The 22879-nt window shown below is 73.6% G+C and carries 24 protein-coding genes; 14 read left to right on the forward strand and 10 right to left on the reverse strand.

Translation table 11 applies throughout. From position 1 onward, the window contains the following. Nucleotides 1-14 precede the first annotated feature (14 nt). Both ACZ462_RS08005 and glnII read right to left on the reverse strand, forming a co-directional pair. Nucleotides 15-611, reverse strand: a complete 597-nt coding sequence (locus ACZ462_RS08005; RefSeq protein ID WP_467806848.1) for a winged helix-turn-helix domain-containing protein — start codon at nucleotides 609-611, stop codon at nucleotides 15-17. Nucleotides 612-1031: 420 nt separating this feature from the next. Further along, entirely contained in the window at nucleotides 1032-2051 is a 1020-nt protein-coding gene (gene glnII, locus ACZ462_RS08010; protein ID WP_467806849.1) for a glutamine synthetase, read from the reverse strand. Nucleotides 2052-2336: 285 nt separating this feature from the next. Between glnII and ACZ462_RS08015 the strand changes: the two genes are divergently transcribed. Further along, on the forward strand, nucleotides 2337-3278 hold the full coding sequence (locus ACZ462_RS08015) for a Gfo/Idh/MocA family protein (protein ID WP_467806875.1): 942 nt from the start codon (nucleotides 2337-2339) through the stop codon (nucleotides 3276-3278). 1143 nt (nucleotides 3279-4421) lie between these two features. Here ACZ462_RS08015 and ACZ462_RS08020 read toward each other — a convergent pair. Next, nucleotides 4422-4793: an ArsC/Spx/MgsR family protein gene (locus ACZ462_RS08020; RefSeq protein WP_467806850.1), complete on the reverse strand. Its 372-nt coding sequence runs from the start codon at nucleotides 4791-4793 to the stop codon at nucleotides 4422-4424. 107 nt (nucleotides 4794-4900) lie between these two features. Between ACZ462_RS08020 and ACZ462_RS08025 the strand changes: the two genes are divergently transcribed. Then, a complete protein-coding gene (locus ACZ462_RS08025) occupies nucleotides 4901-5158 on the forward strand; it encodes a hypothetical protein (protein ID WP_467806852.1) in 258 nt (85 codons plus the stop codon). A 47-nt stretch (nucleotides 5159-5205) separates the two neighbouring features. On the opposite strand, the gene ACZ462_RS08030 is transcribed toward ACZ462_RS08025, so the two are convergent. Further along, entirely contained in the window at nucleotides 5206-6309 is a 1104-nt protein-coding gene (locus tag ACZ462_RS08030) for a PP2C family protein-serine/threonine phosphatase (RefSeq protein ID WP_467806854.1), read from the reverse strand. Nucleotides 6310-6383: 74 nt separating this feature from the next. Next, complete coding sequence (locus ACZ462_RS08035) at nucleotides 6384-7217, reverse strand: hypothetical protein (protein WP_467806856.1); 834 nt, start codon at nucleotides 7215-7217, stop codon at nucleotides 6384-6386. A gap of 115 nt (nucleotides 7218-7332) precedes the next feature. Here ACZ462_RS08035 and ACZ462_RS08040 point away from each other — a divergent pair, with 115 nt between their 5' ends. The 5 genes from ACZ462_RS08040 (at nucleotide 7333) to ACZ462_RS08060 (ending at nucleotide 12555) form a co-directional block, all read left to right on the forward strand. Then, nucleotides 7333-8346 (forward strand): SPFH domain-containing protein, encoded by a 1014-nt coding sequence (locus tag ACZ462_RS08040; RefSeq protein WP_467806857.1) that lies wholly within the window; start codon nucleotides 7333-7335, stop codon nucleotides 8344-8346. Further along, complete coding sequence (locus tag ACZ462_RS08045) at nucleotides 8343-9239, forward strand: hypothetical protein (protein WP_467806858.1); 897 nt, start codon at nucleotides 8343-8345, stop codon at nucleotides 9237-9239. The genes ACZ462_RS08040 and ACZ462_RS08045 overlap by 4 nt, the downstream gene beginning before the upstream one ends. A gap of 143 nt (nucleotides 9240-9382) precedes the next feature. Further along, a complete protein-coding gene (locus tag ACZ462_RS08050) occupies nucleotides 9383-10057 on the forward strand; it encodes a VIT1/CCC1 transporter family protein (RefSeq protein WP_467806876.1) in 675 nt (224 codons plus the stop codon). 85 nt (nucleotides 10058-10142) lie between these two features. Continuing rightward, nucleotides 10143-11048: a TIGR01777 family oxidoreductase gene (locus tag ACZ462_RS08055; RefSeq protein ID WP_467806860.1), complete on the forward strand. Its 906-nt coding sequence runs from the start codon at nucleotides 10143-10145 to the stop codon at nucleotides 11046-11048. 250 nt (nucleotides 11049-11298) lie between these two features. Further along, the gene (locus ACZ462_RS08060) at nucleotides 11299-12555 is read left to right on the forward strand and encodes an NAD(P)/FAD-dependent oxidoreductase (RefSeq protein ID WP_467806861.1); all 1257 of its coding nucleotides are present in this window, start codon (nucleotides 11299-11301) and stop codon (nucleotides 12553-12555) included. 73 nt (nucleotides 12556-12628) lie between these two features. Here ACZ462_RS08060 and ACZ462_RS08065 read toward each other — a convergent pair whose 3' ends face one another. Further along, complete coding sequence (locus ACZ462_RS08065) at nucleotides 12629-14074, reverse strand: regulator (protein WP_467806863.1); 1446 nt, start codon at nucleotides 14072-14074, stop codon at nucleotides 12629-12631. A 173-nt stretch (nucleotides 14075-14247) separates the two neighbouring features. Between ACZ462_RS08065 and ACZ462_RS08070 the strand changes: the two genes are divergently transcribed. From ACZ462_RS08070 to ACZ462_RS08090, 5 genes are all read left to right on the forward strand, one after another. Further along, nucleotides 14248-14517, forward strand: coding sequence for a hypothetical protein (locus ACZ462_RS08070; RefSeq protein WP_467806864.1), 270 nt, complete (start codon nucleotides 14248-14250; stop codon nucleotides 14515-14517). Nucleotides 14518-14637: 120 nt separating this feature from the next. Next, the gene (lipB, locus tag ACZ462_RS08075) at nucleotides 14638-15438 is read left to right on the forward strand and encodes a lipoyl(octanoyl) transferase LipB (protein WP_467806865.1); all 801 of its coding nucleotides are present in this window, start codon (nucleotides 14638-14640) and stop codon (nucleotides 15436-15438) included. A gap of 109 nt (nucleotides 15439-15547) precedes the next feature. Then, complete coding sequence (lipA, locus tag ACZ462_RS08080; RefSeq protein WP_467806866.1) at nucleotides 15548-16507, forward strand: lipoyl synthase; 960 nt, start codon at nucleotides 15548-15550, stop codon at nucleotides 16505-16507. Between the two features lie 249 nt (nucleotides 16508-16756). Next, nucleotides 16757-16954 (forward strand): SCO2195 family GlnR-regulated protein, encoded by a 198-nt coding sequence (locus tag ACZ462_RS08085; protein WP_467806878.1) that lies wholly within the window; start codon nucleotides 16757-16759, stop codon nucleotides 16952-16954. A gap of 9 nt (nucleotides 16955-16963) precedes the next feature. Beyond that, the gene (locus ACZ462_RS08090) at nucleotides 16964-17662 is read left to right on the forward strand and encodes a DUF4191 domain-containing protein (protein ID WP_467806867.1); all 699 of its coding nucleotides are present in this window, start codon (nucleotides 16964-16966) and stop codon (nucleotides 17660-17662) included. Nucleotides 17663-17808: 146 nt separating this feature from the next. On the opposite strand, the gene ACZ462_RS08095 is transcribed toward ACZ462_RS08090, so the two are convergent. After that, nucleotides 17809-18276, reverse strand: a complete 468-nt coding sequence (locus ACZ462_RS08095) for an RDD family protein (protein WP_114057287.1) — start codon at nucleotides 18274-18276, stop codon at nucleotides 17809-17811. 185 nt (nucleotides 18277-18461) lie between these two features. On the opposite strand from ACZ462_RS08095, the gene glnA reads away from it, so the two are divergent. Next, the gene (gene glnA / locus ACZ462_RS08100; RefSeq protein ID WP_114057286.1) at nucleotides 18462-19871 is read left to right on the forward strand and encodes a type I glutamate--ammonia ligase; all 1410 of its coding nucleotides are present in this window, start codon (nucleotides 18462-18464) and stop codon (nucleotides 19869-19871) included. 116 nt (nucleotides 19872-19987) lie between these two features. On the opposite strand, the gene ACZ462_RS08105 is transcribed toward glnA, so the two are convergent. Beyond that, nucleotides 19988-21127 carry a Fic family protein gene (locus ACZ462_RS08105; RefSeq protein WP_467806869.1) on the reverse strand — a complete coding sequence of 380 codons (1140 nt, stop codon included), beginning with the start codon at nucleotides 21125-21127 and terminating at the stop codon, nucleotides 19988-19990. 64 nt (nucleotides 21128-21191) lie between these two features. After that, nucleotides 21192-21869, reverse strand: coding sequence for a TetR/AcrR family transcriptional regulator (locus tag ACZ462_RS08110; RefSeq protein ID WP_467806870.1), 678 nt, complete (start codon nucleotides 21867-21869; stop codon nucleotides 21192-21194). An 87-nt stretch (nucleotides 21870-21956) separates the two neighbouring features. On the opposite strand from ACZ462_RS08110, the gene ACZ462_RS08115 reads away from it, so the two are divergent. Then, on the forward strand, nucleotides 21957-22727 hold the full coding sequence (locus ACZ462_RS08115) for an SDR family NAD(P)-dependent oxidoreductase (RefSeq protein WP_467806871.1): 771 nt from the start codon (nucleotides 21957-21959) through the stop codon (nucleotides 22725-22727). 17 nt (nucleotides 22728-22744) lie between these two features. Here the strand turns inward: ACZ462_RS08115 and ACZ462_RS08120 are convergent. Next, on the reverse strand, nucleotides 22745-22879 hold a 135-nt coding region (locus ACZ462_RS08120; RefSeq protein WP_467809346.1), incomplete at its 5' end, for a transposase.

Genomic DNA, 22879 nt, shown 5'->3' on the forward strand with positions numbered 1-22879 from the left:
CGGGCCGCCGGTGCTCAGGGGGCGTACTTGTAGCCGACGCGGCGCACCGTCTGGATCGCGCCCCGGTGGGCGGCGCCCAGCTTGCGGCGCAGGCGGGCGACGTGCACGTCCACGGTCCGGCCGTCGCCCACGTGCCCGTACCCCCACACCGTCGTCACCAGCTGGTCGCGGGTGTGCACGCGGTGCGGGTGTGCGACCAGGTGCGCCAGCAGCTCGAACTCCAGGTACGTCAGGTCGAGTACGCGGCCCCCGACCTCGGCCGTGCGCCGGTCGGGGTCGATGCGGACGAGGCCGTCGCCCGTGATGGCGGGCGGGGCGGACTGCGGGGTGGACTGCGGGGTGGACGGGACCGGTTGTTCGTCGGCCGGCACCAGCACCAGGTAGCCGACCATCGGCGGTCGGCCCGGCAGCACCGGCAGGGTGTGCTGCGGCGCCGGCAGCCAGGTGGCACCCGGCGGGAGCAGGCCGGCCACGCCGGCCACGCCGGCCGGCTCGCCGGCGGAGACGGCCCGCAGCCGATGGCGCGCACCGGGCGGGGGGAAGACGGGGGCGGCGGCGGTCGCAGCGGACGCGGAGGCGGCGGCGGGCGTCAGGGAACGGGTCTGGGACATGGGTGGTCGGCTCTTTCACGCGAGTGGTCGGCAGGAGACGTGCGTACGTCCTCGTTCCGCGCGCAGACCGAAGGCCTCGGTGCAGGACAGCCGCGCAGGGCGGTCCCGGAAGGCTTTAGAGGGCCGGCGCGTTCACCGCGCGGCAACACACCCGGTCGAAATCGTGGTCCTGACGGGAGGGCCAGAACGGCTCGAGGTCGCTGCGACCGGTCGAGGTGTGCGAAGGGCTGGCCATGGGCCCATTGAAGCAGATGCGCCCCGGACCGGGCAGGGCGCGTCCCACTCCGTGGAGCGGAATCCCATATTCAGTTGTGGGGACGCGAACGCCCGCCGGAACCAGCGGGGTTCGGCGGGCGGGGCGTCGGCCGGTGGGCCGGTGGGGCCGGGGGCCAGGGGCCCAGGGCCGGGGGTGGAGGCCGGTCAGACCAGCCCGTCCTTCTCCAGGCCGGCGCAGCAGGTGTCCGTGATCAGGCGCGTCACCACGTACGGGTCCACGTTGGCGTTCGGGCGGCGGTCCTCGATGTAGCCCTTGCCGTCCTTCTCCACCTGCCACGGGATGCGCACCGACGCGCCGCGGTCGGAGACGCCGTAGCTGAACTCGTTCCACGGGGCCGTCTCGTGGAGGCCCGTCAGGCGCTCGTCGATGCCGGCGCCGTAGTTCTTGACGTGGTCGAGCGGCTTGCCGCCCTCACCCAGCGCCTCGCACGCCGAGATGATCGCGCGGTAGTCCTCGCGCATCGCCTTCGTGGAGAAGTTCGTGTGCGCGCCCGCGCCGTTCCAGTCGCCCTTCACCGGCTTCGGGTTCAGCGTCGCCGAGACGTTGAAGTCCTCCGCGGTCCGGTACAGCAGCCAGCGCGCCACCCACAGCTGGTCCGCGACCTCCAGCGGGCCGAGCGGGCCCACCTGGAACTCCCACTGCCCGGGCATGACCTCGGCGTTGATGCCGGAGATGTCCAGGCCCGCCGCCAGGCAGTGGTCGAGGTGCTTCTCCACGATGTCCCGGCCGAAGATCTCGTCCGAGCCGACACCGCAGTAGTAGCCGCCCTGCGCGGCGGGGAAGCCCCCGACCGGGAAGCCGAGCGGGCGCTGGCCGTCGAAGAAGGTGTACTCCTGCTCGATGCCGAAGATCGGCTCCTGCGCCGCGTACTTCTCCGCGACCGGGCGGAGCAGGGCGCGGGTGTTCGACTCGTGCGGGGTCATGTCGATGTTCAGGACCTCGCACAGCACCAGGACGTTGTTCCCGCCGCGGATCGGGTCCGGGCAGGAGAACACCGGCTGGAGGACGCGGTCGGACGCGTGGCCCTCGGCCTGGTTCGTGCTCGACCCGTCGAAGCCCCAGATCGGCAGCTCGGCGCCGTCCGCGAGGATCTTCGTCTTGGAGCGCAGCTTCGCCGTCGGCGCCGTGCCGTCGATCCAGATGTACTCGGCCTTGTAGCTCACGGGACCCGTCCTTCGGTGCGTCGCTCCGGCGCAGACCCGGCGGGGGCTGCGGGGGTGGTGCGGGGTGCGGTGCGTGGTGGGGTGTGTTGGTGGGTGTGCTGGGTGTGGGCGCTGCGTGCTGCGCGCTGCGTGCTGTGGTTCAGACCGCAGCGTGCCCCGTCGCGATTTCCCGGCCGTTGCCCGGCTGTGAACCCCGTGTTACCGGCGTTTACGCACCCGGTCCGGCCGCCCGTGCGGGTCGCGTCCCGTGCCACCGCCCGGGTGCGGCACACTGACCGGGTGAGCATTTCGTACGATTTGATCGCCACAGGCGACCCCGCGGACCCCACCCCTCCGCCCGTTCGCCCCCGTGTCGGCCTGCTGGGCACAGGACCCTGGGCGCACCGCACCCACGCCCCCGCCCTCGCCGCCCACGCAGGCACCGACTTCGCCGGCGTCTGGGGCCGCAGGCCCGAAGCCGCCGCCGAACTCGCCGACACGTACGGCGTGAAGGTGTACGACGATCCCGACGCGCTCTTCGCCGACTGCGACATCGCCGCCTTCGCCCTCCCGCCCGACGTCCAGGCCCCCCTCGCCGTCCGAGCCGCCGCAGCCGGCTGCCACCTGCTGCTCGACAAGCCCGTCGCCACGACCGTCGCCGACGCCCGCGCCGTCGCCGACGCCGCCGACCGGCACGGCGTCTCCTCCGTCGTCTTCCTCACCCTGCGCTTCGCCGAGCCGGCCGCCTCCTGGGTGCGCGAGCAGACCGGCCGCGCCGGGTGGTTCACCGCGGCCGCGCACTGGCTGGGCGCCGTCTTCCCGCCGGACGGCGCGCCCAGCGCGTACGCGGACTCGCCGTGGCGCAAGGACAAGGGCGGGCTGTGGGACGTCGGCCCGCACGTCCTGTCCGTCCTGATCCCGGTCCTCGGCGACGTCACTGCCGTCACGGCAGCCCGCGGGCCGTCCGACGTGGTCCAACTGGCCCTGCGCCACGCCTCCGGCGCGGCCAGCACCGCGGTCCTCAGCCTGGGCGCCCCGGTCGCAGCCGCCGGGGTGGGCCTGGAACTCCGCGGCACGGAGGGCGTCCACTCCCTCCCCAACTGGACGGACGTCCCGGCGGCCTACGGTCGCGCCCTGGACGCCCTCCTGACGGCGGCCCGCACGGCCACGCCGCACGCGTGCGACGCGAGGTTCGCGGCCCGGCTGACGGAGATCCTGGCGGAGGCGGAGGGGCGGCTGGGGGAGTAGGGGGCTGCGCGGTCGGGGTCGGAGGGCGTCGGCGGGCTGTGGGTGGGCGGGAGCCTGTGGCTCGGGGCCGGGTGGTACTGGGGGTGTCCCGGCAGCCCATTGTCCTTCCGGTGCGGGCCGCCCTGTAAAGGGCGCGCCCGTTGGGCGCGTCGCTGCGCGATGGCCTTGCGGCCACCCTTGACAGGACGACCCGCCCCGGAATGCCAACAAGCTGCCGGGAAGCCCCCAGGGGAATGGCCTGGTGGGACCAGGAGGCATCAGGGGCCATCAGAGAGCTTGCCCTCCCGCCCCAGGGGCCCCCTGCGCGCCACCGGCATCAGCCGACCCGTCGGCCGGGGCCCGGCTGGCTTGACCGCAGGAAACGACGCCCAGAGCATCATCCGCAGACAGGACCGCCCCAGATCGCTACACGCCTCCGTCTTCTCGGCGTCTGGCGGCCGGCCGGGGCGGGGAGCGCGTCGGATCGCTACACGGTCCGGTCGGATCGGCGGCTGACCGTCGGACGCGAGGAGAGTGGAGCGGGCTGGGCCGCTTCGCGACCCACGGCGACCGGCGGTCGCCGAGAAGACAGGGACGCGCAGTGGACTGGGGCGCTTCGCTGCCCAGGGCGGCGGTCGGTCGCCGATCCGACCGGACCGTGTAGCGATCTGGGGCGCTCCGCTGCCCAGGGCGGCGGACGGGCGCCCAACAGAGGGGGGCGTGTAGCGATCTGGGCGGTCCTGTCTGCGGATGATGCTCTGGGCGTCGTTTCGTACGGTCAGAGCCAGCCGGGCTGCCGCCGACGGGTCGGCTGATGCCGGTGGGGTGGAAGGGGTAGCCGGGGCGGGGGAGCAAGGGCTCTGACACGCCCCTGTGGCCAAGCTCCCCCAGGCCGTTCCTCCCTCTGGGGGCTTCCCGGCAGCTTGTTGTCTTTCCGGTGTGGGACGTCCTGTCAAGGGTGGCCCGCAAGGGCCATCGCGCAGCGACGCGCCCAACGGGCGCGCCCTTTACAGGGCGGCCCGCGCCGGAACGACAATGGGCTGACGGGACGCCCCCAGCACGACCCCGACCCCGAGTCGTCGGCTCCCGTCGTTCCCCCCACCCCCGCCGTCGCCTGCCTCCGCCGAGCCTCTGGCTCCCCCCTACTCCCTGCCCCCGCCCCGTCTACCCCCGCCGGGACAGGGCCTCGCGGACCGCTTCCTCCGAGCGGGCCACCACCGCCGTGCCGTCGTCTGCCGTGATGATGGGGCGCTGGATCAGCTTCGGGTGGGTGGCCAGGTGGGTGATCCAGCGGGTGCGGGATGCCTCCGTCGGCTCGCGCGGGAGGTCTCGTACGCCGGTTTCCTTCGCGAGGGGGTCCGCGGTGCGGGTGATGTCCCAGGGCTCCAGGCCGAGGCGGGTCAGGACGTCGCGGATCTCGGTTTCTGACGGGACGTCCTCCAGGTAGCGGCGGACGGTGTAGTCGGCGCCCTCCGCGTCCAGCAGGGTGAGGGCGCTGCGGCACTTCGAGCAGGCGGGATTGATCCAGATCTCCATGGCCCACAGGGTAGTCAGAGGGGGTGTGGCCAGGGGGTTCTGTCAGCGCCCGCCGGTAGAATTCAGGGAGTAGGACAGGACGCCAACTACCGTTTGGGAGGCTGTAGATGGCCACTGCCAGGACCCCGATGCCCGTCAAGAAGAAGCCCCTTCCCGCGGGTCTGCCCCGGGAGTGGTACGAGAGCCACAACCGCCGTCTGAAGGCGATGCGGCTGGCGATATCCCTGCTCGACTCCGGGACGTACGACGCCCGGCGCGCCACCAATCGCAAGATCCGCACGATGGCGGTGCGGACGGGCGTCCACCGGCCGTCCAACACCACCTGCAAGCTGGTGCGCGCGTTCATCGTGAGCAACGCGGGCTGACGCGTCCGCTGTCCGCGCCCCGGTCGGCCGTCCGGCGGGGGCGCGGCTCAGTCGTCCGCGGCACACAGGGCCAGGAGGGCGACGTCGTCGCGGGGGCCACCCCGGGTGTAGTCGGCGAGGTCGTGCCAGAGGGCCTCGACCAGGCGGTCCGGGTCGCGGACCCGGGCGGGGGAGGCGACCACGGGGATGCGGGTGGCGAGGGGGTAGAAGGAGCCGCCCGCATCGCGGGCCTCGGTGACGCCGTCGGTGTAGGCGAGGAGCCGGTCGCCCGGCAGCAGCGGGACGTCCGCGACGGCGGGCGCGGTCGCCGCGGTGAGGCCGAGGCCGAGCGGCGGGCCCGGTTCGACGTCCACTTCGGCGACCCGTATACCGCGCAGCAGAAGGGCCGGGGGATGGCCGCAGGAGACGACGCGTACGAGGTCCAGGTCGGGCGGGAACTCCAGGAGCAGCGCGGTCGCGAACAGTTCGGGCTGCCCCGCCGGGGCGTCGGCCGTGCCGGCGGCGTCCGCGAGGAGCCTGCGGTCCAGCCGGGCGGCCACCGCGGCGAGCCCGGCATCGTCGAGGACGCCTTCCCGGAAGGCGCCGAGCAGCGCGGCGACCGTGCCGACCGCGGCGAGGCCGTGGCCCTGCACGTCCCCGACGAGGGCGCGCACCCCGTACGGCCCGGCCCGTACGTCGTACAGGTCGCCGCCGACGAGCGTGCCGCGCTGCGCGGCCCGGTACAGGCCGGCGCAGCGCACCGGGCCCACCCGCTGCGGCACCGGCGGCAGGACGGCCATCTGGGCGGCCTCGGCGACGGTGCGGACGTTCACGAGCTGGGTGTCGCGTCTTCGGCGCACCCAGGCGATGACCACGCTGAGCAGGCCGATCGCGGCGACGGTCGCCAGGTCGGAGCCGCGCGGGTGCGTGCCGGCGACGGACGGCACGGCGAGTGCCGCGAGCGTCACGGCGGCGCAGACGGCGGTGCCGGCGGGGCCGTACGCGAAGGCGGCGACGGGCGGCAGTCCGGCGAGGAAGAAGCCGAGTTCGGCGGCGGGCGTGAGCCGCTGGGCGAGCACGAGCACGACCAGGGCGACCGCGGGGGCGATGCGGGCCCAGCGCGGCGGCGGTGCCCCGCGCAGCCACCCCGGCTCCTGGCGTCGGCGTCTCACCCCTCCACCCTGGTACGGGCGCGCGGGCCGCGCACCCGGACGGTGCGCCGGGTGGCGGTGCGCGTGCGCGGCGGTCAGCGTCCCAGGGCGCTGCGCAGGGTGATCCCGTACCGGGTGCGCAGGCGGCGCACCTCCCAGACGGAGAGAGCGGTCACCGAGAGGGGGCCGCCGAGGAGGAAGGTGTAGAGCACCTCCGGCGGTGCGGCGACGTCGGGGCCGTTGAAGAGCTGGAAGGCGAAGAGGGACCACACCAGCAGGGGAGAGAGCAGCGCGGGGAGCAGCTGGTGGACGTCCGAGGCGCGGAAGCAGGAGGTCACGCAGGCGTACGCCGTGACGACCGTGTAGGGGACGGAGACGATCAGCACGGCGATGGCGAGCAGGCAGCCGACCACGAGGGTGAGGAAGCTGAGGAGGGAGCAGAGGATGCCGCGGCCCAGGAGCGAGGAGTAGAAGTTCACCAGCTCCACTTCGCCGACGAGGTCGCCCTTGACGGTGGAGAGGGCCAGCCAGAAGAGGGCGGGGCCCAGGGCGAGCGCCAGCACGCACACGAGCGGCCCCGCGAGCCGCCGGGCGAAGGCGCGGCGGCGGTCCGGTGTGCCCGCCGCGAGGAAGGCGGTGATGCCGAAGATGCTGCCGGCCAGCAGGACGGCGCAGGCCATGCCGAGTTCGACGAGTTTGCCGAGGACGAACTCCTCCCGGCCGGAGCTGAGCGGGTAGGCCAGGACGAGCCACACGGCGCCGCCCAGGCCGAGGAGGGTCCGCGCGGTCTGCATCCTGCGTATGAGCCGGTCGTCCGGACGTTCGTCCGCGTCCGGCGCGTGGCTGCCCATGAAGGCGAGGAAGAGCTCGTTGACCGTGGCGAGCGGCCCCGTTGCCTCGTGGTCCGCCCGCGTTCCTGCCGTGCTCACTCGCTGTCCCCCCGGATATGTGCGTGCGGCGGCTCCGCCGCACGCGCCTGTTCTCGTCCGCTTGACGATATCAGGGCCCCCGATTATCGTCATGATGACGAAATCAGGGGGTCCCATGGCCGACATCACCCGGCGCCTCGGCTGGCGCCATCTGCGCTCCGCGCCCACCGCCCACATCCGCCACCACCGGCGCGGCCGGCTCGTCCACGACGGCCGGGGGCTCAGTTTCTGGTACCGCTCGCTGTCGGCCGCCCTGTCCGAGGTGCCCGTCGACGACCGCGAGCTGGCCATGGCCTTCCACGCCCGTACGGCCGACTTCCAGGACGTCACCGTGCAGGCCACCGTCACCTACCGGATCAGCGACCCCGCCGCGGCGGCCGACCGCCTCGACTTCTCCGTGGACCCGGACACCGGGAGCTGGCGCGGCGCGCCCCTGGAGCAGATCTCCACCCTCCTCACCGAGACCGCGCAGCAGCACGCGCTGGACGTGCTGGCCCGGACCCCGCTGGCGGCCGCCCTGGTGGACGGCGTCGCGTCCGTACGGCAGAGCGTCGCCGCCGGCCTCGCCGCCGAGCCCAGGCTGCCGGACACCGGCATCGAGGTGGTGGCCGTGCGCGTCGTCGCGATCCGGCCCGAGGCGGAGGTGGAACGGGCCCTGCGCACACCGGCCCGCGAGCAGATCCAGCAGGAGGCGGACCGGGCCACCTACGAGCGGCGGGCCGTCGCCGTCGAGCGCGAGCGGGCGATCGCCGAGAACGAGCTGGCCAGCAAGATCGAACTGGCCCGCCGCGAGGAGCAGCTCGTCGAGCAGCGGGGCGTCAACGCCCGCCGCGAGGCCGAGGAGAAGGCGGCGGCCGACAGCGTGCGGACCGAGGCCGAGGCGGCCCGCAAGGTCGCCCTGGCTCGCGCGGACGCCGCGGCGGCGCGCGAGACGGGCGCCGCACGGGCCGAGGCCCAGGCCGCCTGGCTGCAGGTGCACGGCGAGACCGGCCCGGGCACCCTGTACGCCCTGGCGGCGACGCGGCTGGCGGAGAACCTGCCGCGCGTCGACAGCATCACGCTCACCCCGGACGTCCTCACCGGCCTCCTCGGCAGGCTCGGGCGCCCGCAGCCCGGGGCCGACGCGTGAGCCTGGCCCCTCGCGCGGTGCTCGTGCACCGCAGGACCGAGTACGAGGAACTGGTCGACCGGCACGGCACGCACGGGCAGGCCGCGTTCTTCCTCTCCAGCCGGGGCCGCTCCATCGACGAGGTGGCCGGCCGCCACCACCGGACCCGGCAGGCGCTGCGCGAGGTGGCGGCGGCGGTCCCGCTCACCTGGCGCAGCTCCCGGGTGGAGCGGGCGGACCTGGACCGCTTCCCGTTCGCGCCGGAGGACGTGGTGGTCGTCGTCGGGCAGGACGGCCTGGTCGCCAACGCCGCCAAGTACCTGAGCGGGCAGCCGGTGGTCGGCATCGACACCGACCCGGGGCGCAACGCCGGAGTCCTGGTCCGCCACCGCAGCACCGACACGGCCGCCCTCCTGCGTGCCGCGACCGCCGGCGGGCGGACGGAGGACCTCACCATGGTCGAGGCCGTCGCCGACGACACCCAGCGCCTCCTCGCCCTGAACGAGGTCTACCTGGGCCCGCCCGGCCACCAGACGGCCCGCTACCGCCTCGGCCCCGACGGCGAGACCGGGCCCGGCGAGGCCCAGGCGTCCTCCGGGGTCCTCGTCGGCACCGGCACCGGCGCCACCGGCTGGCTGCGCTCCCTGTGGCTGGAGCGCGGCAGCGCCCTGCCGCTGCCCGCGCCGTGCGACCGCCGGCTCCTGTGGTTCGTCCGCGAGGCGTGGCCGTCGCCCGCCACCGGGACGACGCGGGTCTCCGGCCACCTGGAGGACCGGCAGGGGCTGCGGCTGACCGTGGAGTCGGACCGGATCGTGGTCTTCGGCGACGGCATGGAGGCCGACGCCCTCCAGCTGACCTGGGGGCAGAGCGTACGCCTGGGCATCGCGGAGACGTCGCTGCGGCTGCTGGAGTGAGCGCACCGCCCCGCCGGCCACTGCCGCGCACCCCGGCGGTGCGCCGGGTGGCCGTGCGGGGCGCGCGCGCCGACAGTGGAGCCGTGACGGAACCGGAGCCGCGGCGGACGGCCCCGCCGGGCCGGGCGCAGCCCGACGGGGCGATGAGCACGCGGATGAACTGGCTGAGGGCCGGAGTGCTCGGCGCGAACGACGGGATCATCTCCACCGCCGGCCTGGTCGTGGGCGTGGCCGGGGCGACCACGTCGCGGGCGGCGATCCTCGCGGCGGGCGTGGCCGGGCTGCTGGCGGGGGCACTGTCCATGGCGGCGGGGGAGTACGTGTCGGTGAGCTCCCAGCGGGACTCCGAGCGGGCCGCGCTCGACCAGGAGCGCCGGGAGCTCGTGGACGAGCCGGAGGCGGAGCTGGACGAGCTGACCGACCTGCTGGCGGCGCGCGGGCTGAGCCGGAACCTCGCCCGGGAGGCGGCGGTGCAGCTGACCGAGCGGGACGCGCTGCGCGCGCACGCCGGGGTGGAGCTGGGCATCGACCCGGAGGCGCTGGCGAACCCGTGGCACGCGGCGCTGGCCAGTCTGGCCGCGTTCACGGTGGGGGCGCTGCTGCCGCTCCTGGCGATCGTCCTGCCCGGGCCGTCGGAGCGGGTCCCGGTCACGGCGGCGTCCGTGGCGGCGGCGCTGGTGCTGTGCGGGGTGGTCAGCGCCCGGCTGGGCGGGGCGCCGGCGGGGCGGGCGGTCGTGCGGAACGTGGCGGGCGGTGCGCTGGCGATGGGGGTCACCTACGCGGTCGGGACCTGGCTGGGGACGGCGGCCGGGGTCTGACCCCCGGCCGGCGGCCGCGGCGCCGCGGACACGCCCGGCGGTGTTCCGCCGCCCGGGGGACGGGCGCGGCGGCATCATGGGGCCCATGCGCATCGCGGTCACCGGTTCCACCGGCCTCATCGGCAGTGCCCTCGTGCAGTCCCTGCGGGCGGACGGCCACGACGTCGTCCGCTTCGTCCGGCGGGCGCCCGCCGGACCTGACGAGGCGCGGTGGGACCCGCGGGGCGGGCGGGTCGACCCGGCGGGGCTCGCCGGGTGCGGGGCCGTGGTCCACCTGGCGGGCGCCGGCATCGGCGACCACCGGTGGACGCCGGCGTACAAGAAGGAGATCCGGGACAGCCGGGTACAGGGGACGGACGCGCTGGCGCGGGCCGTCGCCGCGATGGACGAGCCGCCCGCGGTGTTCGTCAGCGGCTCGGCCGTCGGCTACTACGGGGACGCCGGCGACCGCGTCGTCGACGAGACCGCCCCCGCCGGGAGCGGCTTCCTGCCGGAGGTGTGCCAGGCGTGGGAGGCCGCGGCCGACCCGGTCCGGGAGGCGGGCGTGCGGACGGTGTTCGCACGGACCGGGCTGGTCGTCTCCGGCCGCGGGGGAGCCTGGGGGCGGATGTTCCCGCTGTTCCGGGCGGGGCTCGGCGGGCGGCTCGGCAGCGGCCGCCAGTTCTGGCCGTTCATCTCCCTGCACGACGAGGTCGCGGCACTGCGGCACCTCCTCGACACCCCCGAGCTGTCCGGGCCGGTGAACCTGGCCGCGCCGGAGCCGGCGACCAACCGGGAGGTGACCGCCGCGATGGGCCGGGTCCTGCACCGGCCGACACTGCTGGCGGTGCCCGCCCCGGCGCTGCGCCTGGTCCTCGGCGAGCTCGCGCAGGACGTGCTGGGCAGTCAGCGTGCGCGCCCCCTCAGGCTGCTGAGGTCGGGGTTCGCGTTCCGGCACCCGGGCATCGAGGACGCGCTGCGCGCGGCGCTCGCCGCCCCCGCGGCCCCCTGACCGCACCGCGGCGCCCCGCGCCGCCCGGCCCGCCGCCCGCCCGCGTCGCCGCACGCGACACGTCGCGGCGCGCCCGTCCCACGGCTCCCACGGCAGCGCACAAAAGGGCGTCGTGCGACCGTTCGTGACCCGGATGCGACCGCCGTGCGACCGGATCCGACCGGAATAGCGCACCGAACTCGGGTTCCCCTTGAGTCCGTTGGGGGAAGGAGCATCCCCACACAGCCGCGCCGACCTCGGGGAGGGGCACGTGCTCAGCAGCTCGCACCGCGCCGCACAGCATGCGGACGTCGTCATCGTAGGAGCCGGGGTCTCAGGACTCGCGGCGGCACAGCACCTGATCGCGGCGGGGGTCACCGTCACCGTCCTGGAGGCCGCGGAGGACAGCGGCGGCCGCATGGCCACCGAGCACGCGGACGGGTTCCGGCTCGACCGGGTCGGCCAGTTGCTCAACACCTCGTACACCGAACTCGACCGGACGCCCGGCCTCGCCGCCCTCGTGCTGCGGCCCTTCGCCCCCGGCGTCCTCGTCCACGCCGAAGGCCGGCAACTGCGGGCCGGGGCACTCACCCCCGCCCGCGCACTGGCCAGCGGCTCCTTCGACCAGGCCCGGCTCAGCGCCTACCTCGGGCGGCTCGCCGCCCTGCCCGCCGACCGCGTCCTCGCCCGGCCCGAGCGCACCGCCGCACAGGCCCTCCGCACCCGGGGCATGGGCAGCACGCTGCGCCCGCTGCTCTCCGCCCTGCTGCGGGACCCGGACCTCACCACCTCCAGCCGGGTCGCCGACCTGGCCCTGCGCACCTTCGCCCGCGGGCGGCTCGCCGTGCCCGAGGGCGGGGCCGCGGCCCTGCCCCGGCTGCTCGCCACCGGACTGCCGCCGGGCACCGTCCGCACCGGCGTCCGCGTCCGGTCGGTCGCGACGAACCTCGTCACCACCGAGGACCACGGCGACTTCGCCTGCCGCTCCCTCGTCCTCGCCACGGGCGCGCGGGCCGCCGCCGCGCTCCTGCCGGGGCTGCGGGTGCCAACCTTCCACGAGGTGACCGTCATCCACCACGCCACCGCCGCCCCCCTGCCCTGGGACGGCTCCCTCCTCCTCGACGGCGACCCCCGCTGGCCCGTCGCCCACACCGCCGTCATGAGCGCGGTCGACCCGACGCGGGCGCCGGCCGGGCGCAGCCTCGTCACCACCACCGTCCTCGGCCCTCCGCCGCCCGTGCGCACCGTCGCCTCCCGGCTGGCCCGGCTGTACGACACCGCCACCCGGGACTGGGAGCCGCTCGCCGTCCACCACGCCCCCGAGGCCGTCCCCGCGATGCCGCCCCCGTACGACCTGCGGCGACCGGTCCGGGTCCTCGCCGGGCTGTACGTGTGCGGCGACCACCGTGACGCGAACACCGTCCAGGGCGCCCTGCACTCGGCCCGCCGCGCCGCCGGGGCCGTCCTGCGCGACTTCGGCATCCGGCTCCCGGCCGGCGCCGGGGAGGCCCTGCCAGCGGTGGCCTGAGAACCACAGAGGCCCGGTGCCCGGTCCCCCGGCGGGGCGGCCGGGCCCGACTGCGTGCGGCCACACCCCCTAGCTAGGACAGGGCCGCGACCCGGTCCCGGTACGTCCGCACGGCCGAGGCGTCCCGGTACGGCTCCAGCCGGCGCTCGAAGTCCCGTACGTACTCCACCGCGCGCACCGAGCGCATCTCCATGGCCTGCTGCGCCGCCTCCGCGCCGAGCGCGCACGCCTGGTCGAGTTCGCCCAGGCCGAGGCGTGCCGTGGCCAGCACCACCTTGCAGAAGAGGCGCGAGCGGGCGTACGCCGGCGCGCGCAACTGGAGCGAGCGCTCCGCATGCTGGGCCGCGGCCCGGTACTGCTGGAGGTCGCGGTGGCAGTGCCCGAACTCGTCGGCGAGCGTCGCCTCGTCGAAGGACTTCGCCCAGTGCGGCACGTCGTCGCCGGGCCGCGCCGCGCCCAGGCAGCGCTCGGCCCGCACCAGCGACGCCGTCGCGGCCCGGACCTCGCCGAGCACCGCGTGCCCCCGGGCCTCCGCGGCGTGCAGCAGGGCCTGGACCAGCGGCGGCGGGCCGGAGCCCACGCCCTGCTGGGCGACGCGGGCAAGCTGCACCGCCTCCCGGCCGTGCCCCAGGTAGACCGCCTGCCGGCTCATCGTGACCAGCACGTACGCCCCGTACGGCCGGTCCGCGGCGGCCTGCGCGAGCCGCAGCGCCTGCACGAAGTACCGCTGCGCCAGCCCGTGCGCGGCGATGTCGTACGAGGTCCAGCCGGCCAGCCGGGTCAGGTCCGCGGCGGCCGCGAACAGCCGGCGGCCGGTGGTCTCCCCGTAGGTGCCGCGGAGCATCGGCTCCGCCTCGTGCTCCAGATAGCGCACCAGCGCCTGGCGGGCGTGCCCGCCGCCGTACGCCTGGTCCAGGGTCCGGAACAGCTCGCCGACCGAGCGCAGCGCCGCGATGTCCCCGCCGGTGACGCGCTGGCCGGGCCCGCGGTCGATCTGGCGCTGGCGGGGCACGCTGCCGCGACCCTGGACGGGGACGCGTGCGGCGGCGGCGGCCGGGTCGGCGCCGCGGCCGACCCGCTCGTCGGGCCGGCCGATCAGCCAGTCGCGGCTGGGCACGACCAGCCCGGCCGGGGTGAAGGCGATCTTCCGCAGTTCGGCGTGCGAGCCGGAGTCCTTGCGCCACAGCCCGCTGGCGATGTCCACGGCCTCCTCCGGCGTGGCCGCGAACTCCAGCCCGGCGTAGACGGGGGCGCACGCGTCCAGGCCCAGATCCTGTGCGGAGAGCCGGCGGCCCAGGCGCCGGGTGAAGACCTCGGCGATGAGCGCCGGAGTCGTGCCGCGGGGCTGCTGCCCGCGCAGCCACCGGGTCACGGAGGTCTTGTCGTACCGGAGGTCGAGGCCGTGCTCCAGGCCCAGCTGGTCGACGCGGCGGGCCAGACCGGCGTTGGAGAAACCGGCTTCCGCGATCAGCGCCGCGAGCTGGCGGTTGGGGACGTGCTGCGCGGGTCGTTCCGTCATCGGCTCCACGGTTTCCTGACGTGCCGGACCGGGGTCCCGGCCCTGTGAACGGCGTGAATGTAGCGGCGAACTACCCCCGTGCCGCCCTCTCTGCCCCATATTCATCCGATCGTGTGCAGAATCGGCAGGGCTCTTTACGGCCGCGTCGACGCCGGCCGCGTACGCTGCGCCCCATGACCCCCAGGCCCACCAAGGCGGAGCCGTCCGCCGCCGCCCCCGCGCCGCTGCCCGCGCCCGAGATCACCGAGGCCGAGTGCCGCCGGTGCGGCACGTACATCGCGGGGCTCGACGGGCGGTACGCGTGCGGGGTCTGCGGCTGGGTCAACGACCACTCGGAGGGCCACCGGCGGCTGCCGCGCGCCGACGAGGACCCGGACCGCCCGCCCGCCGGCCGCAGGCCGCCCCGGCTGCTGCCCGGCCCGCTCCCGGAGAGCGGCCGCTGAGCAGCGGCCCAGGGGCCGGGCTCCGGCTGCCGCCGACCCCAGGAGGGGCCCGGAAGGGGGCGCCGTACCCTTGGCTCGTGCGATACGTGCACACAGCAGTTTCAACGAGGAGGCGCTGCCGTGGCTGAGCTGGAATTCGTCCACCTGGGCTTCGGGCCGGACTACGTCGAGTACACCGAGGCGTGGGACGAGCAGCGGCGGGTCCACGCGGCGCGCTTCGCCGACGAGATCGCCGACACCTGCCTGCTGCTGGAGCACCGGCCCGTGTACACGGCCGGGCGGCGCACCGCCGACAGCGAGCGCCCCCTCGACGGCACCCCCGTCGTGGACGTCGACCGCGGCGGCAAGATCACCTGGCACGGCCCCGGCCAGCTCGTCGGCTACCCGATCATGAAGCTGCCCCGGCCCGTGGACGTCGTCGCGCACGTGCGCCGCCTGGAGGAGGCGCTGATCCGCACCGCCGCCGACTTCGGCCTGGAGACCACCCGCGTAGAGGGCCGCTCCGGGGTGTGGGTGCTCGGCGACCCCGTCGAGGAGCGCCCCAGGATCGGCGGCCTCTCCCTCGACCTCGACCCCCGGCTCCACGACGACGAGTTCGACCCCCGGCTGAACGGCCCCGAGTACGCCCCCTCCAACGCCGGCCAGCGCCGCGAGGACCGCAAGCTCGCCGCGATCGGCATCCGCGTCGCGAAGGGCGTCACGATGCACGGCTTCTCGCTGAACGTGAATCCGGACAACACCTGGTTCGACCGGATCGTGCCCTGTGGCATCCGCGACGCCGGTGTGACCTCGCTCTCGTACGAACTGGGCCGCGAGGTCACCGTCGCCGAGGTCGTGCCGGTGGCGGAGAAGCACCTGAAGGACATCCTGGAGAACGCCGACCTGCGGCCCCGCCCCGTCGAGGGCGCGGCCGGGGCGTAGCCCGCCGGGAATGGGCCCGCCCCTCCCCGGGTTGGCCGACGTAAGAGCGTACGAAATTACGGGCGTACCCTGGTGGTCGCCGAGGAATCGAAGTCACAGGGAGCCGGTCGTGAGCGCAGTCGCACCCGACGGACGCAAGATGCTGCGCCTGGAGGTCCGCAACAGCCAGACCCCCATCGAGCGCAAGCCCGAGTGGATCAAGACCCGGGCGAAGATGGGTCCCGAGTACACGAAGATGCAGAACCTCGTGAAGGGCGAGGGCCTGCACACCGTGTGCCAGGAGGCCGGCTGCCCGAACATCTACGAGTGCTGGGAGGACCGCGAGGCCACCTTCCTCATCGGCGGCGACCAGTGCACCCGCCGCTGCGACTTCTGCCAGATCGACACCGGCAAGCCCGAGGCCCTGGACCGCGACGAGCCCCGCCGCGTCGGCGAGTCCGTCGTCACGATGGACCTCAACTACGCCACCATCACCGGCGTCGCCCGTGACGACCTGGCCGACGGCGGCGCCTGGCTGTACGCCGAGACCGTGCGCCAGATCCACGAGCAGACGGCGGGCCGCGAGGCCGGCCGCACCAAGGTCGAACTGCTCGCCCCCGACTTCAACGCGGTCCCGGAGCTGCTGGAGGAGGTCTTCGCCTCCCGCCCCGAGGTCTTCGCGCACAACGTCGAGACGGTCCCGCGGATCTTCCGCCGGATCCGGCCCGGCTTCCGCTACGAGCGCTCCCTCGAAGTGATCACCAAGGCCCGCGCGTACGGCCTGGTCACCAAGTCGAACCTGATCCTCGGCATGGGCGAGGAGCGCGAGGAGGTCACGCAGGCCCTGCGCGACCTGCACGAGGCCGGCTGCGAGCTCATCACCATCACCCAGTACCTGCGGCCCTCGCCGCGGCACCACCCCGTGGAGCGGTGGGTGAAGCCCGCCGAGTTCGTCGAGCTGGCGAAGGAGGCCGAGGAGATCGGCTTCTCAGGCGTCATGTCCGGGCCGCTGGTCCGCTCCTCGTACCGGGCCGGCCGCCTCTACCAGCAGGCGATGGAGAAGCGGAGCGGAGCCGAAACCCTCGCCTGACGGCGTGGTGTGAACTCCCGCACAGGTTATTACCGGACGGTAATACGCATGGACGCGGCCCGTAGGCTCTTCGTGGGAAGAGGACCGACGGGCCGCGTAAATGTTTCATCACCGTTTGACCAGCCGGTCACGCCCTGGTAACACCGGACAGTGACCATGGGTCAACGCACCGCGCACGCCGCCGGGCCCGCCGCCGTCCCCCGCCGTGCGCTCCAGACCGACGAGAGCACCGTGAAAGGGAACGAGACCATGCAGGCCGCGCCCGTACGCGCCATTGCCATCCCGTCGTTCACCCAGGCCTTCCGGGGCTTCGAGTCGCTCCTCATGAGCGGCGCCCGGCGCAACGCCTGGGCCGCAGTCCTGGAGGACCGGCGCCGGGCCAGGGACCGCGTCGAAACCGAGCACGTACTCGAGGCCGCGGCGACCCGGACCCCGCAGGCCACGTAAACTGCGCTTATGGCGAGGAAGGCAAACGCAGAGACTGCTGCGAACCCCGGGCGACTGAAGCAGATCGCCCTGACGTACAAAATGACGCGGAAGGCCGACCCGAAGGTCGGCCTGGTCGTCGCGGGCGTGGGAATCGTCACCTTCGGTGTCTTCCTTGCGATCGGCTTCCTGATCGACCACCCGGTCTACCTGGGCATCCTGGGCTTCCTGGTGGCGTTCCTCGCGATGGCGATCATCTTCGGCCGCCGCGCCGAGCGGGCCGCGTTCGGCCAGATGGAGGGCCAGCCCGGCGCCGCCGCGGCCGTCCTGGACAACGTGGGCCGCGGCTGGACCACCACCCCGGCCATCGCGATGAACCGCAGCCAGGACCTCGTCCACCGCGCCGTCGGCAAGGCCGGCGTCGTCCTGATCGCCGAGGGCAACCCGAACCGGGTCAAGGCCCTGCTGGCCGCCGAGAAGCGCAAGCTCGCCCGCATCATGCCGGACGTCCCGGTCCACGACTTCATCGTCGGCACCGGCGAGGGCCAGGTGCCGCTGAAGAAGGTCCGCACCACCCTGCTCAAGCTGCCCCGCGTCCTCTCCGGCCCCCAGGTCACCCAGGTCAACGACAAGCTCCGCGCCATGGGCGACCTCATGAGCAACATGCCGCTCCCGAAGGGCCCGATCCCCGGGCGCGGCGGTTCCGCCCGCCCGCCCCGCGGGCGCTAGCCGGCGGCGAGACGGTGACCGGCAGGGCCCCCTGCCGGTCATGTCCCACCCGGGAAGCTTCTTCCGAGCCGTATACGCAGACAGACGGAAAAGGGCGCCACTGGCCGGCCGGATGGCCGCCAGGGCGCCCTTCTTGCCGTCCGGGCTCAGATCCTGACCTGGACGGCGCGGGACACGCGGTCGTGGAGGCCGCGGCCGTCGCGGTCCCAGATCAGGGCCGGGATGGCGAGGGCCAGCAGCGCGGTGCGCAGCAGCACCCTGCCGAAGCCGAGGCGGCCGCCGTCCAGGGAGACGACGCGCAGGCCCAGGAGGCGCTTGCCCGGGGTGGAGCCGACCGTGCCCACGGTCAGGAGGGTGAGGCCCAGGAACAGGCCGAGCGTCCAGTTGCCCGTCGCGGACATGTCGCCGCCCGTGATCAGCCCGTATGCGATCACCTGGCAGCCGATCCAGTCGACGGCGACCGCGCCCAGCCGGCGCCCGAAACGCGCCACCGAGCCCGGGCCCTGCTCCGGCAGGCCGAGCTGCTGGCCCGGATAGCCGAACTCCACGCCCATGTCCTCGGCCGCCGCGCGGGGGCCGGAGAGCCACGATCCGATTGCTTGCCTGTTGTCCACCGGACCACGGTACCTGTGGTGCTCCCCGGCGCTTCGGGCGGACCCTGGTTAACTTGGGCGAAACAAATGGGTCATGCCTGAGAAATCCCGCCTGCTTATGGTCGGGTCAGCGTGCGGCACCGCACTGACGCACCACGAGCTATACAGCCCGTCCCTCCCCCGGGATCGGGAGTAGGAGGAGTTGGATGTTCCAGAACGCCGACGAGATCAAGAAGTACATCGCGGACAACGACGTCAAGTTCGTCGACGTCCGGTTCTGCGACCTGCCCGGTGTGATGCAGCACTTCACCATCCCGGCGAAGGCGTTCGACCCGGCCGAGGAGCTCGCCTTCGACGGCTCCTCGATCCGCGGCTTCCAGGCGATCCACGAGTCCGACATGGCGCTGCGTGCCGACATCAGCACCGCCCGCCTGGACCCGTTCCGCCGCGACAAGACGCTGAACATCAACTTCTTCATCCACGACCCGATCACGGGCGAGGCCTACAGCCGCGACCCGCGCAACATCGCGAAGAAGGCCGAGGCGTACCTCGCCTCCACCGGCATCGCCGACACCGCGTTCTTCGGGCCCGAGGCCGAGTTCTACATCTTCGACAGCGTGCGCTTCGCGACCACCGCGAACGAGGGCTTCTACCACATCGACTCCGAGGCCGGCGCCTGGAACACCGGCTCCGAGGAGAACAACCGCGGCTACAAGGTCCGCTACAAGGGCGGCTACTTCCCGGTCGCCCCGGTCGACCACTTCGCCGACCTGCGCGCCGAGATCTCCCTGGAGCTGGACGCCCAGGGCCTCCAGGTCGAGCGCCAGCACCACGAGGTCGGCACCGGCGGCCAGGCCGAGATCAACTACAAGTTCAACACGCTGCTCGCCGCGGCCGACGACCTGATGCTCTTCAAGTACATCGTGAAGAACGTCGCCTGGCGCAACGGCAAGACCGCGACCTTCATGCCGAAGCCGATCTTCGGCGACAACGGCTCCGGCATGCACGTCCACCAGTCGCTGTGGCAGGGCGGCGAGCCGCTCTTCTACGACGAGGCGGGCTACGCGGGCCTGTCGGACACCGCCCGCTACTACATCGGCGGCATCCTCAAGCACGCCCCGTCGCTGCTGGCCTTCACCAACCCGACGGTGAACTCGTACCACCGCCTGGTGCCGGGCTTCGAGGCGCCGGTGAACCTGGTGTACTCGCAGCGCAACCGCTCCGCCGCGATGCGCATCCCGATCACGGGCTCGAACCCGAAGGCGAAGCGCGTCGAGTTCCGCGCCCCGGACCCGTCCTCGAACCCGTACCTGGCGTTCTCGGCGCTGCTGCTGGCCGGTCTCGACGGCGTCAAGAACAAGATCGAGCCGATGGAGCCGATCGACAAGGACCTGTACGAGCTGGCTCCCGAGGAGCACGCGAACGTCCCGCAGGTCCCGACCAGCCTGGAGAACGTCCTCAAGGCCCTGGAGGACGACCACGAGTACCTCCTCGCCGGCGGCGTCTTCACCGCGGACCTGATCGAGACGTGGATCGACTACAAGCGCACCCACGAGATCGCCCCGATCGCCCTGCGCCCGCACCCGCACGAGTTCGAGCTCTACTTCGACCTCTAAGCCGGCAGCCGAAGGGCCCCGCCGCTCCCACCCGGGAGCAGCGGGGCCCTTCGCCGTTCCCGGGCCGGCCTCGGGCGGTCGGGTGCGGGCCCGGAAACCTGGGGGGACCGGGGGCGTCAGCGGTTGTAGGGATTCCGTACGGGCCTCGTCGACTGCCGTACCTTCTCCCGCACCGCGCCCATCGCCTCACCGGCCGTGTAGAAGCGTCCGCGAGCCTGGCCGTGCGCCTCCAGCCACCCCGCGGCCACCATCGCCTTCATGTCCCGCATTGCCGTGTCCGCGCTCAGCTCGGCGTCCTGCTGGTAGACCGTGCGCCGCACCCTCGATCCTGCCAGGGCGGGCAGCAGCGCGAAGACCGTCCGCTCGTCGAGGCCGGAGGCGGTGGCCGCCTCGACGAGAAGGCCCCACGCGTCGCGGAAGAAGCCGATGCGCCGCTTGGTCATCTGCGCCTGCATATGGTGGGCGCCCAGACAGAATTTGATCCACGGCCCCGCGTCCCGCTGCGGACTCCAGACTTCTCCGCCGACCTCCTTGAGCATGTCGTAGTAGCGGAAGGTGTTGGCGCCGAGGCCGAGCCACTCCTCGATGGAGGAGAACTCTGCCGGCATCCGTGCCTCGCGGGAGAAGACCAGCGTCGACAGGGAGCGTGATGTCCTGCCGTTGCCGTCGGCCCAGGGATGGATCTTCACCAGGTTCAAGTGGGCCATCGACGCCCGCACGTGTACCGGCTGATCGAGGTCGCCCTCGTTCAGCCACTCCAGCAGCTCGGCTACGAGGCCGGGGACCCGCTCGTGATCCGGCCCCGTGTAGTCCATGATCGTGCTGTCGTCGGGATTGGTCACGAACACCGGGCCTAGCCGGAGCCGGCCGGGCCGCTTGGCGGGGTGGTGTTCCTGGATCATGAAGTGGATGCCGTTGAGGAGGCCCAGGTCGTATCGGAAGTCCTCCTTCGGCACATCGTGCAGGGACTGGATGTACGTCATGGCCCGCTGGTAGCCATCAAGCTCCTTGCGGGTCGTCTCGCTGGCGTCGAGCGGCTGCTCTCCTGCCATGAGGGCTTCGACGTCGTCGACGGAGGCGGCATAGCCCTCAATCGTGTTGGAGCCGGCGATGGCCCGCGCGGTCAGATTCCTGCGCAACTGCTTTGTCCCTCGCACCGTGGGCTTGAGGTAGAGGTCCAGTTCGCCGCGGAGCTCCTCGATCTCCTCGAGGACCCGCAGATCGTCATCAGCCAGGGAGGGGATCCGAAACAGCATGCAACCATGCAACAAAAAAGGTTGCATGGTTGCAAACCGACCCCGGTGCGGCGGGTGCGCGGCCTCACGGCGCAGGCACGGTCCGGCCCTGGGGAAGGGGGAGCGACGCCGTCAGGGCGCGGAGGGAGCGGATGGCCAGCTGGTGCGGGGAGTCCGGGCCCGTGCAGGGGGTGTCCGTGGCGGACCAGAGTTCCAGGGCGATGCGGATGGCGTCCGTGGCGGCCGCGGCCAGGAGGCGGACGGAGAGGGGGTCCGCCGTTCCGGCCGTGAGGCGGGTGAGGAGCGGGACCAGGGCCTCCTCGGAGTCCTGGTTGACGCGGTACCAGACGGCGCGCAGGGCCGGGTCGGTCGCGGCGGCGCGGAGGAGGCCGCGGGTGACCTCCAGGCCTTCGCCGACGGCCTGAGGGGCGGTGAGGGTGCGGGTGATCGCGCGTTCCAGTGCTTCCGCGACCGGGGTGCCGGGGGTTTCCTCGGCGAGCATCGCGCGCCAGGTGTCCGCGCCGGTGGCGAGGAGCGGGGCGACGGCCTCCTGCTTGTTGCGGAAGTAGCGGTAGAAGGTGCGCAGGGCGACGCCGGCGCGGTGGGCGATGTCCTCCGCGGTGGTGCCGTCGGGGCCGTGCTCGGCGAACAGGGCGCAGGCGGCGCGGGCGATGTCGAGCTGGGTGGCGGCCTTGCGGCGCTCGGTCAGGGACTGGGCGGCGGCGGGGCCGGTCCGGGGGGAGTACGGACGAGGGGATCTCACGGGGGGACAGCCTACCCCTCCCGCGAGCCCGGAATGCGCGTTTTGGCATGCTGGCAAAGCGTGTCACCGTATGGGTACTCTCAGCGCATGAACCGTTACGAGGGACGACGCGTCCTCATCACCGGCGGTGGCTCCGGCATCGGCCGGGCCACCGTGCACCGCATCCTGGCCGAGGGCGGCCGTGTCCACACCGCCGACGTCGACGAGGCAGGCCTGAAGGCCACCGCCGGGCAGGCTGCCGCCGACGGGCACGCGGACCGGCTCACCACCGCCGTCCTCGACATATCCGACGAGGCCGCCGTCGCCGCGGCCGTGCCCGCCGCCGTCGCCGCCCTCGGCGGGCTCGACGTGCTCGTCAACGCCGCCGGCATCCTGCGCTGCGCCCACACCCACCAGACCCCGCTCGACCTGTGGAACAAGGTCCTCGCCGTCAACCTGACCGGCACCTTCCTCATGATCCGCGAGTCGCTGCCGGCGCTGCTGGAGGGCGACCGGCCGGTCGTCGTGAACTTCAGCTCCACCTCGGCGTCCTTCGCCCACCCCTACATGGCCGCGTACGCGGCCAGCAAGGGCGGCATCCAGTCCATGACGCACGCCCTGTCCGCCGAGTACAGCAAGCGGGGCCTGCGCTTCGTCGCCGTCGCGCCCGGGTCCATCGAGTCCGGCATGACCACCGGCGCCGGCCCCGGCCTGCCCGAGGACACCGACTGGAGCCTGTTCGCCAAGCTCGCCCCCGCGATCGGCCAGGGCTTCGCGCCGCCGGAGACGGTCGCCGGCGTCGTCGCGATGCTGGGCTCCGAGGACGGCGCGTTCATCACCGGCACCGAGATCCGCATCGACGGCGGCACCCACCACTAGGAGTTGTCGTCAAAGTGTCAGGCCCACATCAGGATCGATGCGAGGGTGACGGCTGCTTTGTAGGACTGGGCGGTCTTGTCGTAGCGGGTGGCGATGCCTCGCCACTGCTTGAGGCGGTTGAAGCACCGTTCCACGACGTTGCGGTGCTTGTA

This window comes from Streptomyces sp. NPDC031121 (assembly GCF_055570615.1).

Coding starts and splice junctions, on each gene's coding strand:
- ACZ462_RS08025 (WP_467806852.1), top strand. CDS start 4,901: ATGGCCACTGCCAGGACCCCGATGCCCGTCAAGAAGAAGCCCCTTCCC.
- glnA (WP_114057286.1), top strand. CDS start 18,462: ATGTTCCAGAACGCCGACGAGATCAAGAAGTACATCGCGGACAACGAC.
- ACZ462_RS08085 (WP_467806878.1), top strand. CDS start 16,757: ATGCAGGCCGCGCCCGTACGCGCCATTGCCATCCCGTCGTTCACCCAG.
- ACZ462_RS08050 (WP_467806876.1), top strand. CDS start 9,383: ATGAGCACGCGGATGAACTGGCTGAGGGCCGGAGTGCTCGGCGCGAAC.
- ACZ462_RS08070 (WP_467806864.1), top strand. CDS start 14,248: ATGACCCCCAGGCCCACCAAGGCGGAGCCGTCCGCCGCCGCCCCCGCG.
- ACZ462_RS08020 (WP_467806850.1), bottom strand. CDS start 4,793: ATGGAGATCTGGATCAATCCCGCCTGCTCGAAGTGCCGCAGCGCCCTC.
- ACZ462_RS08115 (WP_467806871.1), top strand. CDS start 21,957: ATGAACCGTTACGAGGGACGACGCGTCCTCATCACCGGCGGTGGCTCC.
- ACZ462_RS08040 (WP_467806857.1), top strand. CDS start 7,333: ATGGCCGACATCACCCGGCGCCTCGGCTGGCGCCATCTGCGCTCCGCG.
- ACZ462_RS08055 (WP_467806860.1), top strand. CDS start 10,143: ATGCGCATCGCGGTCACCGGTTCCACCGGCCTCATCGGCAGTGCCCTC.
- ACZ462_RS08105 (WP_467806869.1), bottom strand. CDS start 21,127: ATGCTGTTTCGGATCCCCTCCCTGGCTGATGACGATCTGCGGGTCCTC.
- ACZ462_RS08090 (WP_467806867.1), top strand. CDS start 16,964: ATGGCGAGGAAGGCAAACGCAGAGACTGCTGCGAACCCCGGGCGACTG.
- ACZ462_RS08005 (WP_467806848.1), bottom strand. CDS start 611: ATGTCCCAGACCCGTTCCCTGACGCCCGCCGCCGCCTCCGCGTCCGCT.
- ACZ462_RS08065 (WP_467806863.1), bottom strand. CDS start 14,074: ATGACGGAACGACCCGCGCAGCACGTCCCCAACCGCCAGCTCGCGGCG.